This window comes from Streptococcus sp. KHUD_015, from assembly GCF_051106265.1.
Lineage (GTDB): Bacteria > Bacillota > Bacilli > Lactobacillales > Streptococcaceae > Streptococcus.
The window spans coordinates 1,261,769-1,277,214 of sequence record NZ_CP193665.1 but is presented as its reverse complement, the minus strand read 5'-3'; the positions used below and the strand labels follow the sequence as shown (position 1 = coordinate 1,277,214).

At 38.5% G+C, this 15,446-nt stretch carries 15 protein-coding genes, 1 other RNA gene and 1 pseudogene; 12 read left to right on the top strand and 5 right to left on the bottom strand.

From position 1 onward, the window contains the following. Positions 1 to 16: 16 nt before the first annotated feature. Entirely contained in the window at positions 17 to 577 is a 561-nt protein-coding gene (locus tag ACORHU_RS05865) for a LemA family protein (protein ID WP_000219822.1), read from the top strand. A gap of 1 nt (position 578) precedes the next feature. Then, the gene (gene htpX, locus ACORHU_RS05860; RefSeq protein ID WP_434363902.1) at positions 579 to 1,478 is read left to right on the top strand and encodes a zinc metalloprotease HtpX; all 900 of its coding nucleotides are present in this window, start codon (positions 579 to 581) and stop codon (positions 1,476 to 1,478) included. A gap of 424 nt (positions 1,479 to 1,902) precedes the next feature. Here the strand turns inward: htpX and rlmB are convergent, their stop codons facing one another. Further along, on the bottom strand, positions 1,903 to 2,631 hold the full coding sequence (gene rlmB / locus ACORHU_RS05855; protein ID WP_153226091.1) for a 23S rRNA (guanosine(2251)-2'-O)-methyltransferase RlmB: 729 nt from the start codon (positions 2,629 to 2,631) through the stop codon (positions 1,903 to 1,905). Between the two features lie 44 nt (positions 2,632 to 2,675). Next, positions 2,676 to 3,287 carry a peptide deformylase gene (gene def, locus ACORHU_RS05850; RefSeq protein WP_153226092.1) on the bottom strand — a complete coding sequence of 204 codons (612 nt, stop codon included), beginning with the start codon at positions 3,285 to 3,287 and terminating at the stop codon, positions 2,676 to 2,678. Positions 3,288 to 3,461: 174 nt separating this feature from the next. Here def and ACORHU_RS05845 point away from each other — a divergent pair, with 174 nt between their 5' ends. The 5 genes and pseudogenes from ACORHU_RS05845 to tnpA all read left to right on the top strand — a co-directional run. Continuing rightward, positions 3,462 to 4,781 carry a CapA family protein gene (locus ACORHU_RS05845; RefSeq protein WP_434363899.1) on the top strand — a complete coding sequence of 440 codons (1,320 nt, stop codon included), beginning with the start codon at positions 3,462 to 3,464 and terminating at the stop codon, positions 4,779 to 4,781. 21 nt (positions 4,782 to 4,802) lie between these two features. After that, entirely contained in the window at positions 4,803 to 5,630 is an 828-nt protein-coding gene (locus ACORHU_RS05840) for an HAD family hydrolase (RefSeq protein ID WP_434363897.1), read from the top strand. Position 5,631: 1 nt separating this feature from the next. Continuing rightward, positions 5,632 to 6,267, top strand: a complete 636-nt coding sequence (locus ACORHU_RS05835; RefSeq protein ID WP_414339405.1) for an SGNH/GDSL hydrolase family protein — start codon at positions 5,632 to 5,634, stop codon at positions 6,265 to 6,267. Positions 6,268 to 6,328: 61 nt separating this feature from the next. Then, positions 6,329 to 6,676: a transfer-messenger RNA gene (gene ssrA / locus ACORHU_RS05830) on the top strand. 206 nt (positions 6,677 to 6,882) lie between these two features. Then, positions 6,883 to 7,269: pseudogene (tnpA, locus tag ACORHU_RS05825) on the top strand (IS200/IS605 family transposase); the annotation flags it as partial. 350 nt (positions 7,270 to 7,619) lie between these two features. Here tnpA and ACORHU_RS05820 read toward each other — a convergent pair. From ACORHU_RS05820 to tacF, 3 genes are read right to left on the bottom strand one after another with little or no spacing between them, the layout of a single operon-like run. Then, positions 7,620 to 8,429 (bottom strand): LicD family protein, encoded by an 810-nt coding sequence (locus ACORHU_RS05820; RefSeq protein ID WP_001199639.1) that lies wholly within the window; start codon positions 8,427 to 8,429, stop codon positions 7,620 to 7,622. Between the two features lies 1 nt (position 8,430). Continuing rightward, a complete protein-coding gene (locus ACORHU_RS05815) occupies positions 8,431 to 9,234 on the bottom strand; it encodes a LicD family protein (RefSeq protein WP_000811878.1) in 804 nt (267 codons plus the stop codon). A 9-nt stretch (positions 9,235 to 9,243) separates the two neighbouring features. Beyond that, positions 9,244 to 10,731 (bottom strand): type IV teichoic acid flippase TacF, encoded by a 1,488-nt coding sequence (tacF, locus tag ACORHU_RS05810; RefSeq protein WP_000835900.1) that lies wholly within the window; start codon positions 10,729 to 10,731, stop codon positions 9,244 to 9,246. A 440-nt stretch (positions 10,732 to 11,171) separates the two neighbouring features. On the opposite strand from tacF, the gene ACORHU_RS05805 reads away from it, so the two are divergent. The 5 genes from ACORHU_RS05805 to ACORHU_RS05785 are packed head-to-tail and all read left to right on the top strand — an operon-like array spanning position 11,172 to position 15,361. Next, complete coding sequence (locus ACORHU_RS05805) at positions 11,172 to 11,879, top strand: IspD/TarI family cytidylyltransferase (RefSeq protein WP_000638525.1); 708 nt, start codon at positions 11,172 to 11,174, stop codon at positions 11,877 to 11,879. A gap of 4 nt (positions 11,880 to 11,883) precedes the next feature. Next, positions 11,884 to 12,906 carry a ribitol-5-phosphate dehydrogenase gene (locus ACORHU_RS05800; protein ID WP_000609877.1) on the top strand — a complete coding sequence of 341 codons (1,023 nt, stop codon included), beginning with the start codon at positions 11,884 to 11,886 and terminating at the stop codon, positions 12,904 to 12,906. A gap of 16 nt (positions 12,907 to 12,922) precedes the next feature. Beyond that, a complete protein-coding gene (gene licA / locus ACORHU_RS05795; RefSeq protein WP_414339411.1) occupies positions 12,923 to 13,792 on the top strand; it encodes a choline kinase LicA in 870 nt (289 codons plus the stop codon). After that, positions 13,782 to 14,660 carry a DMT family transporter gene (locus tag ACORHU_RS05790; RefSeq protein ID WP_434363893.1) on the top strand — a complete coding sequence of 293 codons (879 nt, stop codon included), beginning with the start codon at positions 13,782 to 13,784 and terminating at the stop codon, positions 14,658 to 14,660. The genes licA and ACORHU_RS05790 overlap by 11 nt, the downstream gene beginning before the upstream one ends. Positions 14,661 to 14,671: 11 nt before the next feature. Next, positions 14,672 to 15,361: a CTP--phosphocholine cytidylyltransferase gene (locus tag ACORHU_RS05785; protein WP_020902399.1), complete on the top strand. Its 690-nt coding sequence runs from the start codon at positions 14,672 to 14,674 to the stop codon at positions 15,359 to 15,361. Positions 15,362 to 15,446 lie beyond the last annotated feature (85 nt).

The window sequence follows — 15,446 nt, the reverse complement described above, 5'->3', positions numbered from 1 at the left end:
GAAAGGAATTATAAAAATGACTTGGATTATTCTTGGAGTTATCGCTCTTATTGTTATTTTTGTGATTGTTAGCTATAACGGTTTGGTTAAGAATCGTATGCAAACAAAGGAGGCTTGGAGTCAGATTGATGTTCAGTTGAAACGTCGAAATGATCTCTTGCCAAACTTGATTGAAACTGTAAAAGGTTATGCCAAATATGAAGGTTCTACCCTTGAAAAGGTAGCAGAACTGCGTAACCAAGTGGCGGCAGCGACTTCACCAGCAGAAGCTATGAAAGCTAGTGATGCCCTTACTCGTCAGGTTTCAGGTATTTTTGCAGTTGCAGAAAGCTATCCAGATTTGAAAGCTAGTGCTAACTTTGTTAAATTGCAAGAGGAGTTGACAAACACAGAAAATAAAATTTCTTACTCTCGTCAACTCTATAACAGTGTTGTCAGCAACTATAATGTAAAATTAGAAACTTTCCCAAGTAATATCATCGCTGGAATGTTTGGATTTAAAGCAGCAGATTTCCTTCAAACACCTGAAGAGGAAAAGGCAGTTCCTAAAGTTGATTTTAGCGGTTTAGGTGACTAAGATGTTGTTTGATCAAATTGCAAGCAATAAACGAAAAACCTGGATTTTGTTGCTGGTATTTTTCCTACTCTTAGCTCTGGTTGGCTATGCAGTTGGTTACCTCTTTATGCGGTCTGGGCTTGGCGGTTTGGTTATTGCACTGATTATAGGATTTATCTATGCCATGTCTATGATTTTTCAATCAACAGAGATTGTCATGTCCATGAATGGGGCGCGTGAAGTTGATGAGCAAACGGCACCAGATCTCTACCATGTAGTGGAAGATATGGCTATGGTCGCTCAGATTCCCATGCCACGTGTTTTCATCATTGATGATCCAGCCTTAAATGCCTTTGCGACAGGTTCCAATCCTCAAAATGCTGCAGTTGCTGCAACTTCAGGTCTCCTAGCTATCATGAATCGTGAAGAACTAGAAGCTGTTATGGGACATGAAGTCAGTCATATTCGTAATTACGATATCCGTATTTCGACTATTGCTGTTGCCCTTGCTAGTGCTATCACCATGCTTTCTAGTATGGCAGGTCGTATGATGTGGTGGGGCGGAGCAGGTCGCAGACGAAGTGACGATGATCGAGACGGAAATGGTCTTGAAATCATTATGCTAGTGGTTTCTTTATTAGCTATTGTGCTGGCACCTCTCGCTGCAACCTTGGTACAACTCGCTATTTCTCGTCAGAGGGAATTCCTAGCTGATGCTTCCAGTGTCGAGTTGACGCGCAATCCTCAAGGGATGATTAATGCTCTCCATAAGTTGGATAATAGTAAACCTATGAGTCGTCCTGTAGATGATGCCAGTAGTGCACTTTATATCAATGATCCCAAGAAAGGGGGAGGGTTCCAAAAACTCTTTTATACCCACCCACCTATCTCAGAACGGATTGAACGTTTAAAACAGATGTAAAAATGTGCCTATACAATAAAAAATGAGCATTCTCGTAGTTGGAGATGCTCATTTTCTTATATAAGGGACTCAGAAATCAATTGGTTACGATACAACTTAGAATTTTTTTAGGAAACTTCGTTCAGAACACATGATATATCTAATAAGAATCTAGTATCTATGTCAAATGGAGGAGGGCAATTAATTGCACTTTTAGCAAATTAGAGAATATTTTTGGCGTGCTCAGAGTGTGTGTTAGAGACAAGTAGGCCAGCGTATTAGAGATAGAACTCATTTTAATGAGCATGTATTTTACAAAATTGTTCATGAATTCAATCTACAAATTAGCTATTCAAAAAAACGCACAGTGACTTCAGCCTGATTGTGAGAGAAGCTGGAATCACTGTGTGCTTTTAATTAGAAGTTGGTTTTTGTCCAACCTCTTTTATAGTCTATTTCGGAAAACTTCATACATAAGAATGGCTGCAGCAACACTGGCATTGAGGCTTTGAACATGTCCATTCATCGGAATGGTAATCATTTCATCGACCTGTTTTTTAATGTTGCTAGAGATGCCTTTCCCTTCATTTCCGATGATGAGGGCAATTTTCCCTTTTGTATTCCACTTGTGGCAAGGAGTACCGTTCATATCCGTTCCAAAGGTCCAGAAGCCTTCATCCTTGAGTTTGTCTAGAGTTTGACTGAGATTGGTTACTCGGGCAATCGGTACGTGCTCAATAGCACCTGTGGCCGTTTTGGCAACGACAGGAGTAACTCCGACAGCACGGTGCTTGGGAATGATGACACCTGAAACATTGGTCGCATCGGCCGTTCTCAAGATTGAACCCAAATTATGGGGGTCGGTTAACCCGTCCAGAATCAATAGAAGTGGATTTTCTTCTTGACGTGTTTTTGCTAGGATGTGTTCTAATTCGCTATAGGCAAATTCAGACACTCGTAGAACAAAACCTTGGTGGACAGCACCTTCAGTCATCTCAGAGAGGGATTTTTTTGAAGTCCAAGAAATGGACACCTTCTTTTCTGCAGCCAGTTCCTTGACTTTCTCAAGATTCTTACCTCGGAGATCTTCCTGGAGGTAGAGTTTGTTTCCAGTATTTGCAAGGAGGGCTTCGGTAACGGCGTGGACGCCATAGACAATATCATTTGTTTTCATGCCTCTATTATAACACAAAACCCCGTCTTGCAACGGGATTTTCTTTATTCAAGAATTAGTAAACCATCTTTAACTTCAAATGGGTCTTTTTCATTGATACGATCGTAAAACATGATTCCGTTGATGTGGTCAATTTCATGCTGAACAACGATGGAGTTGTAACCTTTGAGCTTAATACGGTGTTTTTCGCCGTTCTTGTCAAAGTAGTCAACAGTAACGCGGGCATGGCGCACCACATAGCCAGGCACGTTGCGGTCAACAGAGAGGCAACCTTCTCCTTCACCAAGAGCAGCGTCTTGAACAGAGTGAGAGACGATTTTTGGATTGTACATAATGGCTTGCAAATCGTAGGCTTCCTCTGGAGTTTCTCCTTCTTCAACAATATTTGGCACTAAAACAGCGATAATGCGTTTGGAGATATCCAATTGAGGAGCAGCCAGTCCAACCCCACCGCGTAGCCCCATCTTTTCAGCCATGACAGGATCTTGGGAATGTTTGAGGAATTGCATCATCTTTTCACCGAGAATGATTTCCTGGTCAGATAGGGGGAAAGTAACTTCCTCAGCAACTGCGCGTAGAGTTGGGTTCCCCTCGCGGATAATATCGTTCATATCAATCAAGTGAGCAGCTTTTGTAATACGTTCTATAGCAGACATTTTCTCTCCTTTCATTACCTCTACATGATATCACAAAATGACAAGGATTGAAAGCATTACGGCATTAAGCTTATATAGAAAATACCTAGCAGGTTCGATTCAGTTGTGAAAGAATTTCTTATCTGTGATATAATAAAAAGAAAAGGCTTGCATAAGAAAGTAGGGAGAATGAAGATGCAAAGAAGACAAGATAGAAATCAGAGTGGTTCAGCTTTTCGTTTTATGAGGGGGTTTGTAAACTTTTTTAGGAGTTATCGTAAGTGGAGTAATAAGGGATTTGTGGCGATACTTTTGCTAGCAGTTGCTTTATCAATGGGCTTGGTCTTGTTGTTTGAAAGTTTCCAAGGCCTGCCTCTGACCAGTCAAAAACGAGATACTATTTATCAAGAAGGAACTAAGAAAGAGTCTCAGGAGCAGGAAGAGGAAAAAACTGCTAGAATTATGGCTCATGGTGATTTGCTTTATCATGATATTCTTTACTTTTCAGCAAAAAAGGATGATGGAACCTATGATTTTCATGAGAATTTTGAGTATGTGACACCTTGGCTTAAGCAAGCAGACTTAGCTATTGGTGACTTTGAAGGGACCATTAATAAGGATCATTATTTAGCAGGTTATCCTCTCTTTAATGCTCCTGCTGAAGTTATGGATGCTATTAAGGATGCAGGTTATCATGTTCTAGATTTGGCTCATAATCATATTTTGGATTCGCAAATTGAGGGAGTTATTTCAACGGCCGATATTATTGAGAAGGCTGGAATCACTCCAATTGGAGTTTATACACACGAGCCACGTGATCAGGCTCCGCTGGTCATTAAGGAAGTGAATGGTATCAAGGTTGCACTTTTGGCTTATTCTTATGGATTTAATGGAATTGAGCAAAATATTTCTCAGGAGGATTATAATCACTATCTTTCAGATTTAGATGAGAATAAAATGAAGTCTGAAATTGAACGGGCGGAAAAGGAAGCAGATATTACCATTATCATGCCACAAATGGGTGTTGAGTATCGCATAGAACCGACTGAAGAGCAAAAAGCTTTATATCACAAGATGATTGATTGGGGAGCAGATATTATATTTGGAGGTCACCCTCACGTAGTTGAACCATCTGAAACGGTTGAAAAAGATGGGGACAAGAAACTCATTATCTATTCAATGGGGAACTTCATTTCAAATCAACGAATTGAGACCATGGAAGGGGTAGAAAATGCTAAGTGGACTGAACGTGGCGTGCTCATGGATGTGACCATTAAGAAAAAAGCCAGTAAGACGACAATCGAAACTGCTAAAGCGCATCCTTCTTGGGTAAACCGTACACCAAAAGGAACCTATTCTCCAGAAGGTTATCCACTCTTCCTTTACCAAACTTACATCTTAGAAGATTTTATCGAGGGGGGTAGTCATCGTGACCAGTTAGATGAAGCGACTAAGGAACGAATTGATACAGCTTATAAAGAAATGAATGAACATGTGGGATTGAAGTGGGACTAGCTTAAATCCAGAGGAAAGAAAATGACGATTAAAGTAATTGCGACAGATATGGATGGGACCTTGCTGGATGCTAGAGGCCAGCTTGATCTCCCACGATTGGAAAAGATTTTAGATCAGTTGGATCAGAGGGGTATTCGTTTTGTCATCGCGACGGGGAATGAAATTCACCGCATGAGGCAACTACTGGAGCATTTGGTCGATCGAGTGGTTCTGGTGGTTGCTAATGGTGCTCGTATTTTTGAAAACAATGAACTGATTCAGGTCCAGACTTGGGATGATGGCATTGTCGACAAGGCTTTGGCTCATTGCAAGGGTCGAGAGTGTCAAAATCAATTTGTTGTAACGGGGATGAAGGGTGGTTTCGTCAAGGAAGGTACGATTTTTACAGACCTTGAAAGTTTTATGACTCCAGAAATGATTGAAAAATTCTACCAACGGATGCAATTTGTGGATGAATTAACCTCTGACCTCTTTGGTGGTGTGCTCAAGATGAGTATGGTTGTTGGTGAGGAACGGTTGAATTCGGTATTGGCAGAGATTAATGACCTCTTTGATGGCCGTGTTAGGGCTGTATCCAGTGGCTATGGTTGCATTGATATCCTTCAAGCTGGAATTCATAAAGCATGGGGATTGGAAGAATTACTCAAGCGCTGGGACTTGAAAGCCCAACAAATCATGGCTTTTGGCGATAGTGAAAATGATGTTGAAATGCTTGAAATGGCTGGGATTGCCTATGCGATGGAAAATGCTGATGACAAGGCCAAAGCTGTGGCGACTGATTTAGCGCCAGCCAACAGCCAAGGAGGAGTTTATCAAGTCTTGGAAAACTGGTTAGAAAAAGGAGAATGAAGTGGCAGTACAGTTATTAGAAAATTGGCTCCTAAAGGAACAAGGAAAAATCCAAACTAAGTACCGTCACTTAAATCAAGTTTCTGTTGTAGAGCCAGATATTCTCTTTATTGGGGATTCCATTGTTGAGTATTATCCTCTGCAGGAGTTGTTTGGGACTTCAAAGACGATTGTCAATCGAGGCATTCGAGGTTATCAGACAGGGCTGTTACTAGAGAATCTAGATGCGCATCTTTACGGTGGAACAGTAGATAAAATTGTCCTTCTGATTGGGACAAATGATATCGGAAAAGATGTACTTGTAAATGAGGCTCTCAATAATCTTGAAGCTATCATACAATCCATTGCTCGCGATTATCCATTGACTGAGATTAAATTGCTTTCCATTTTGCCAGTCAATGAGAGCGAGGAGTACAAGCAGACAGTCTATATCCGCACGAATGAAAAAATTCAGAAATGGAATCAAGCCTATCAAGAGCTTGCTTCTGCCTATATGCAGGTAGAATTTGTGCCAGTTTTTGATAGTTTGACAGACCAGGCAGGCCAACTCAAAAAAGAATATACAACTGATGGGTTGCACCTTAGTATTACTGGTTACCAGGTTTTGACCAAATCCTTGAAAGCCTATCTTTTGTAGTTAGTTGATTTCTTTTTTGCATTTTTGAGTTAGATAAGGTATAATGGTTTTATTGTCTTTTGGGGTCGTTACGGATTCGACAGGCATTATGAGACATATTTTGCGACTCGTGTGGCGACGTAAACGCTCAGTTAAATATAACTGCAAAAAATAATACTTCTTACGCTCTAGCTGCCTAAAAACCAGCAGGCGTGACCCGATTTGGATTGCTCGTGTTCAATGACAGGTCTTATTATTAGCGAGATACGATCAAGTCTTGTCTAGTGGCTTGATAAGAGATTGATAGACTCGCAGTTTCTAGGCTTGAGTTATGTGTCGAGGGACTATTAAACTAATACATAACCTATGGTTGTAGACAAATATGTTGGCAGGTGTTTGGACGTGGGTTCGACTCCCACCGGCTCCATTATTTCTTTGCATTCTTTTGAATTCCTTGGTAAAACGTTGTTAAATCAACGTTTTTTCTTATGCGACTTTCAGTCCGTCTCGCTCCGTTAGGTGCGAGACAAAAAAACCACCCGCTATGCAGGTGCGCGTCGAAGGTTATACCAAAAAAACTCCGAACGCGATACAATAAAGGTGTTCAAGCCAATTGTAAAGCGAAAGGAGAAAAATATGGCACAAAAGGCACATAGTTTATCACACACAAAGTGGATGTGTAAATATCACATTGTGTTCACCCCTAAGTATAGACGAAAAGTAATCTATAATCAATATCGAAGTAGTTTAGGCGAAATATTTCATCGCTTGTGTAGTTATAAAGGAGTTGAAATTATCGAGGGTCACTTAATGCCAGATCATGTACATATGTTAGTAAGTATTCCACCAAGGATAAGTGTTTCGAGTTTCATGGGTTATTTAAAAGGAAAAAGTGCACTCATGATATTTGACAAACACGCCAATCTCAAGTACAAGTTTGGGAATCGGCATTTCTGGGCGGAAGGTTATTATGTAAGTACAGTAGGGCTTAATGAAGTTACAATTAAGAAATATATCCAAGATTAAAGAAATTATCCAGTGGATGATTTCTTCACGAGTATGAAAATTTGAGAACGAGTAAAGCATGATATAGCACTAGATAAATTAAGTGTAAAAGAATATGAGAATCCCTTTAGGGATAGTGGTAAGTAATACTAAAGCCTCTTTGAGAGGCAAGTGACGAGTCAAGAGCAATGAGGCTTAAACAACGTGAAGGAGGCTGGGTCAAAGAGTCTCTAAATCAAAAAACGCATAATATTAAGTGTTGAAAACTTGATATTATGCGTTTTATTGTAGGAAGATTTACTTCATTTTCTACTAAAATTAAGTTTTTGAATAACCTCTATTTTAGTAGTTTGTATAGTCGCCCTTAATCAATTTTTGCGATAAGCTTTAATACTATGACTGTACCATTCTTGCAGTTCCTTTGATGGTGGTGTCATATAATCACCATACATCTGTGTTAAAAATTGATCATATTTTTTAGGGACTGGTAACATACGGCCTTCAAACTCAGTTAAAATCAGTTCTTTAAAGGTATCAACTGGGAATATTTCTTTGATTCCTTCCTTACCAATCCCGATTCCTCCTTCATATTGAGGAGTGTTGGTTGCAGCATTTTTGACTAGTTGATCAATTTTCTTGTAAAAGTAGCGAGGATTGACAAATCGGAGAGCGTACCAACTACATAATCTAAGAAAATCTTTTAATTTGCTATCGCCGTGAACTGCTCGTGATTTTTTGATATAAGCTAGTTGACGAAGAGCCACATACTTATAGCTCTTGTCGACAATGCTCAAGTCTGTAAAGCGATCAATTGGGAAGATATCGATAAAGAGACTGGTGTCATGACGCTTGTACTTAACATGGTCTTCGATAACAGTAGAAGTATCCAAAATCGATGCGAAATTATGGAAGTACCAAGAAGAAGTGTCGTAGGAGAGAACCTTATAACGTGGATGGTTTTCTTCCTCAATGATCTTCAATAAGCGCTCATAATCTTCACGATAAAGGGAAATATCAATATCATCATCCCAGGGAATCATGCCTTTGTGGCGGATAGCTCCAAGCATGGTTCCATAACTGAGAAAATAAGGAATATTATGTTTCTTACAAGTCTCATCAATATAATCTAGCAGGGCTAGTTGAATTTCTTTAATTTCTTCTTTTTCTAAATATTGCATCCTAATCCTCCAATTTGTAGGCATGAAATTCATGACTGTAGAAGCGTTTTTCTTCAGGTGGCAAGGTCATATAATCCCCATAAAATTGTGTCAAAATAGTATCATATTTTTCAGGTGCAGGGAGGTTTAAATTTTCAAAGGGTAAATCGATTGTTTTATCAAAAGTACCACTTGGAAAGATTTCCTTTTCCTTAAATTTAGAAGGGATAAAGGCCATATACTGCCCATTCTCACGACTATATTTTTGAATTTCTTTCTCTATTTTATGTGCGAAGTAACGAGGAGAAATAGGTCGAAGGAGCAACCAAAAGGCTGTTCGTATCCAATCTTTTAAAAGGCTATCCTTATAGACAATATTTTTGTGTTTACTGAAAGACAGAAGTTTAAAACTTTCCAGTTTATAACAAGTATCAATGACCTTAGGATCATCAAAGCGATCCATAGGGAAAATGTCGATAAAAACACCTGACTCATAGGTTTTTGTATTTCGAGTATCGATTATTTTAGTCGTACTGTCTGTTATTTTGATAAAGTTGTTAAAGTAGTTTTTATCTGTTTCCAAGGATAAAAGTTTGTATTTACTTTTTTCCTTTTGAAAAATGTTTATAAATCGTTGGTAGTCTTCTCGAGGCATGGATAAATCAATATCGTCGTCCCAAGGGATAAAGCCCTCATGTCGAACTGCCCCAATCAGAGTCCCGTAGTTAATAATATAGTTGATATTGTGCTTTTTACAGAGAGTATCAATATAATCCAAAATTTCTAATTCAATTTGTTTGGCATCTTCAATGGTTAGTTGTTTCATTCTAAACTCCTATGATCTTTTGAATTTATTTTTTAAGGCTAGGACATGGTTTAAAAATTCATAGAAAATGCTATCTTTTGTGAAGACAAGTAGACTAATATAAGAGATGGCTGATAGCAAGACAATCAAACCAGTATTAATCAAAAATGGCAAATTAATGACCATATCCACGGGATATAAGAAATTGATCAGGAAATAAATTCCTACAAAGGAAAGTGAAAAGAGCGAGTATCGAACAGTATAGCTAAAGATATGTCCCAAGTGAATAAGTTGTTTTCTATGGATGAAAATGATATAGAAAACAAGTAGAGAGGCCTCTGATAGCATAGTTGTCAGTAAGTAGTACTCAGGAGCCACGATGTGGTTGAAAAAGAGGAGACTATTTAAGCCCAAATTGAGTAATCCTGCAAAGACTGTATAGACTGTGATTCGTTTTTCATAGCCATTTGTAAAGAGAATTTGGGAACCAAGAATGGTATCCAGTGCCAGGATAATCGTACGAAAAGCGAAGAGAGAGGTTAAGATACCACCTCCGATATATTTTTCACTACCGTAAAGTAGGATGGCATTTGGTCCTAAAACCATGAGTCCAAAGCTCAGTGGAATGATAAAGAAGTTAAAGATTCGACTGCCTCTATTAACTAGGGCGACATAGGCTTCTTTGTCGCCTTTTCCTAGATAGTAACTGAGACGAGGCACACTCACTCCAATTGCACCTGTTACAACCCCAGCTATAACGGTCACAATTCGTTGAGCCATGGTATAGTAACTAACGTTGACATCAATCCCTGTTTTAACGAGGAAGAGGCGATCTAAAAAAGTGAAGAGCATATTGGCATTGGCAAAGACTAACATGGCTGTCAGCGGGAGAAAGAGTGGTTTAAAATCACTTAGGTTGATTTTAACAAGTTTGATGTCTCTTTTAATCCAAAAATAACTAATCAGATAGTTAATCAGTGTCGATAAACTCATCACAAGTGTATAGATAACAATATCGTGTTCATTTTTGACAAACAGGAAAATAGAGACCAGCATCAGGATACGGATGAAGGCAGTTTTGTAAAAGAGAAAACTATAATTTTCCAGAGCTTCATTGACCCATTCAATTGAAAAAATCTGGGCAATGAGTTGAATCCCCATGACAAGGTAGACTTTTTTGATAATTGGATTATCAGTAAAGAAGAGAGGATAGGCTAGGATATAGACAGCGGTGGTCAAAATCGTACAAGCTATGCACAAATAAAAAAGACTGGAGAAGGTTCTATTCAGATCTTTTTTGTTATCCTTGACATTACTGATGGCCCGTAAACCGTAGTTATAGACTCCATAAGTCGCAAAGGGCAAGAAAAATGACAAAATAGTGTCGACTGAGTTGAAGTAACCATAGTCAGTTCGGTCCAAGACACGCGCGACATAGGTTCCAGTTAGGATGGGAAAAATAATATTTAAGACACGAATTCCCATATAAGATAGAGCATTTAATTTTATACTTTTCATTCAATTTACCTCGTTTTTCATTATATCATAAAGTCAGCTAATAAGAAATGAAGGGAAGTAATACTCTTCGAAAATCAAATTCAAACCACGTCAGCGTCGCCTTACCGTACTCAAGTACAGCTTACGGCTAGCTTCCTAGTTTGCTTTTTGATTTTCATTGAGTATAAGTCAAGTAATCACTTTGAAGTTTCAAATCTTAATTTTAAGTTTTCTTTAAGGAAAGTATATTATTCTGAAGAACTCTAAAATTTCACAGCTATTTATTAGTAATGACTACAGAATTCCCAGTTATTACTAGAAATGGACTAGTTTTTTTGAATAATAGAACTCCTTAATCTTCCTATTCTAGAACGGGAGGACCGGTATTTCTTTCATGATAGAACTAGATTGTGGTATAATAGAGAGAATAAGTTTTTTTAGTAAGACAAAGGAGAAAATAGATGATTTATGCAGGAATTCTTGCTGGTGGAACTGGCACACGTATGGGAATCAGTAACTTGCCAAAACAATTTTTAGAGCTAGGTGATCGACCTATCTTGGTTCATACAATTGAAAAATTTGTCTTGGAACCAAGTATTGAAAAAATTGTGGTTGGGGTTCATGGAGACTGGGTTTCCCATGCAGAAGATCTTGTAGATAAATATCTTCCTCTTCATAAGGAACGTATCATCATTACAAAAGGTGGTGCTGATCGTAATACGAGTATTGAGAAAATCATTGAAGCTATCGATGCTTATCGTCCGCTTACTTCAGAGGACATCGTTGTTACCCACGATTCTGTTCGTCCGTTTATTACGCTTCGCATGATTCAGGATAATATCCAACTTGCTCAAAATCATGACGCAGTGGACACGGTGGTAGAAGCTGTTGATACTATCGTTGAAAGCACTAACGGTCAATTTATTACAGATATTCCAAATCGTGCTCACCTCTATCAAGGACAAACACCTCAAACATTCCGTTGCAAGGACTTCATGGACCTTTACGGTTCTCTCTCTGCTGAAGAGAAAGAAATCTTAACAGATGCATGTAAAATCTTTGTAATCAAAGGAAAAGATGTGGCCTTGGCCAAAGGTGAATACTCAAATCTGAAGATTACAACCGTAACAGATTTGAAGATTGCAAAAAGTATGATTGAGAAAGACTAGTGATATGATTAATCAAATTTATCAACTGACTAAACCTAAGTTTATCAACGTCAAATACCAGGAAGAGGCTATTGACCAAGAAAATCATATCCTTATCCGTCCCAACTACATGGCTGTCTGTCATGCGGATCAGCGTTACTACCAGGGAAAACGTGATCCCAAGATTTTGAATAAAAAACTTCCAATGGCAATGATTCACGAGTCATGCGGAACCGTTATTTCTGATCCGACAGGAACCTATGAGGTTGGTCAAAAAGTCGTCATGATTCCCAATCAGCCTCCTATGCAGAGTGATGAAGAATTTTATGAGAACTACATGACAGGGACTCATTTCTTGTCTAGTGGATTTGATGGCTTTATGAGAGAGTTTGTTTCTCTCCCTAAAGACCGTGTGGTAGCTTATGATGCTATTGAAGACACGGTTGCAGCCATTACTGAGTTTGTTAGTGTTGGCATGCATGCCATGAATCGCTTATTGACCCTTGCTCATAGCAAGCGTGACCGAATCGCCGTTATCGGAGATGGAAGTTTAGCTTTTGTGGTTGCCAATATTATTAACTATACTCTACCAGAAGCAGAGATTGTGGTTATTGGTCGTCACTGGGAAAAATTGGAACTCTTCTCTTTTGCTAAAGAATGTTATATTACTGATAATATTCCTGAAGATTTGGCCTTTGACCATGCTTTTGAGTGTTGTGGTGGTGATGGTACTGGACCAGCTATTAATGATTTGATTCGCTACATTCGTCCTCAGGGAACGATTCTCATGATGGGTGTTAGCGAGTATAAAGTCAATCTCAATACACGCGATGCCCTAGAAAAGGGCTTGCTCTTGGTTGGTTCCTCTCGTTCTGGTCGCATTGATTTTGAAAATGCCATCCAAATGATGGAAGTCAAGAAATTTGCCAATCGTCTTAAAAATATCCTTTATCTAGAAGAACCTGTAAGAGAAATTAAAGATATTCACCGTGTCTTTGCTACCGATTTAAACACAGCCTTTAAAACTGTGTTTAAGTGGGAAGTATAAGTGCTGGAGGTTAATTGTGGAGAAAATCATTAAAGAAAAAATTTCTTCCCTACTTAGTCAAGAAGAGGAAGTCCTCAGTGTTGAACAGCTGGGGGGAATGACCAATCAAAACTATTTGGTCAAAACAACAAATAAGCAATACATTGTTAAATTCTTTGGTAAAGGGACAGAAAAGCTGATCAATCGTCAAGATGAAAAGTACAATCTTGAACTACTAAAAGATTTAGACTTAGATGTAAAAAATTATCTTTTTGATATTGAAGCTGGTATCAAAGTAAATGAGTATATCGAATCTGCGATCACGCTTGATTCAACTACAATCAAGACCAAATTCGATAAAATTGCTCCAATTTTACAAACCATTCATTCTTCGGGCAAGGAATTAAGGGGAGAATTTGCTCCTTTTGAAGAAATCAAAAAATATGAATCCTTGATTGAGGAAAAAATCCCTTATGCCAACTATGAAGCTGTTCGAGAAGAAGTCTTCTCCTTAGAGAAAAGACTGGCTGACTTAGGTGTTGACAGAAAATCTTGTCACATCGATTTGGTGCCTGAAAACTTTATCGAATCACCTCAAGGACGTCTCTATCTTATTGACTGGGAATATTCATCAATGAATGATCCAATGTGGGATTTGGCTGCCCTCTTTTTAGAGTCTGAATTCACTCGTCAAGAGGAAGAAACTTTCTTATCTCACTATGAGAGTGACCAAACACCTGTCTCTCGAGAAAAGATTACCATTTATAAAATTTTACAAGATACCATTTGGAGTTTATGGACAGTCTATAAAGAAGAGCAAGGTGCAGATTTTGGTGACTATGGTATGAGTCGTTACCAAAGAGCTGTCAAAGGTTTAGCTTATTATGGAGGTTCAGATGAAAAATAAAAATGGAGTTTCATTCGGTCTACTCTCAGGTATTTTCTGGGGTTTAGGCCTAACGATTAGTGCTTATATCTTTTCGATTTTTACAGATTTGTCGCCCTTTGTGGTGGCCGCTGCTCACGATTTCTTGAGTATCTTTATCTTACTAGCTTTTCTCTTGGTAAAAGAAGGGAAAGTTCGCCTCTCAATTTTCTTAAATATTCGCAATGTGAGTGTTATCATAGGAGCCTTGCTAGCAGGCCCTATCGGTATGCAGGCCAATCTTTATGCGGTTAAGTATATTGGAAGTTCCTTAGCTTCATCTGTGTCGGCTATTTACCCTGCGATTTCAGTTTTATTGGCTTTCTTCTTTTTGAAGCACAAGATTTCGAAAAATACTGTGCTTGGTATTGTCTTGATTATTGCAGGGATTATTGCTCAGACCTATAAGGTTGAACAGGTTAATTCTTTCTACATTGGGATTCTTTGTGCTTTAGTTTGTGCTATTGCATGGGGGAGTGAGAGTGTTCTTAGCTCCTTTGCCATGGAAAGTGAATTGAGTGAAATCGAAGCCCTCTTAATCCGTCAAGTGACTTCATTCTTGTCCTATCTTGTGATTGTGCTCTTCTCTCATCAGTCATTTGTAGAAGTGGCTAATGGGCAATTACTAGGTCTTATGATTGTCTTTGCTGCCTTTGATATGATTTCCTACTTGGCTTATTATATCGCTATCAATCGCTTGCAACCAGCCAAGGCTACCGGTTTGAACGTGAGTTATGTAGTTTGGACAGTCTTGTTTGCAGTTGTTTTCTTGGGTGCACCGCTAGATATGCTGACAATTATTACGTCACTTGTCGTCATTGCTGGAGTTTATATTATTATTAAAGAATAAAGGAGATTCGTGTGAAAGCCATTATCTTAGCAGCGGGATTGGGAACTCGCTTGCGTCCTATGACTGAAAATACCCCTAAAGCCTTGGTTCAGGTTAATCAAAAACCCTTGATTGAATACCAAATTGAGTTTCTAAAAGAAAAAGGTATCCATGACATCATCATCATTGTTGGTTACCTTAAAGAACAATTCGATTATTTAAAAGAGAAATACGGTGTTCGCCTCGTTTTCAATGATAAATACGCTGACTACAATAACTTTTACTCTCTCTATCTTGTAAAAGAAGAATTAGCTAACAGTTATGTTATCGATGCTGACAATTATCTCTTTAAAAATATGTTCCGCAATGATTTGACACGTTCTACTTATTTTAGTGTTTATCGTGAAGATTGTACCAACGAATGGTTCTTGGTCTATGGAGATGACTACAAGGTTCAAGACATTATTGTTGATAGCAAGGCAGGTCGTATCCTTAGTGGTGTATCCTTCTGGGATGCTCCAACTGCAGAAAAGATTGTCAGCTTTATCGACAAGGCTTATGCAAGTGGTGAATTTGTTGATCTCTACTGGGACAATATGGTTAAGGATAATATCAAAGAACTGGATGTTTATGTTGAAGAATTAGAAGGCAATAGCATCTATGAGATCGATAGTGTCCAAGATTATCATAAATTAGAAGAAATTCTTAAAAACGAAAATTAAAGATTCCAACATCTGGCTAAAATAGTCGGATGTTTTTTGATTTTTTTACGAATAAATAGATGAGTAGAAAAAGAAATGGAGTTAT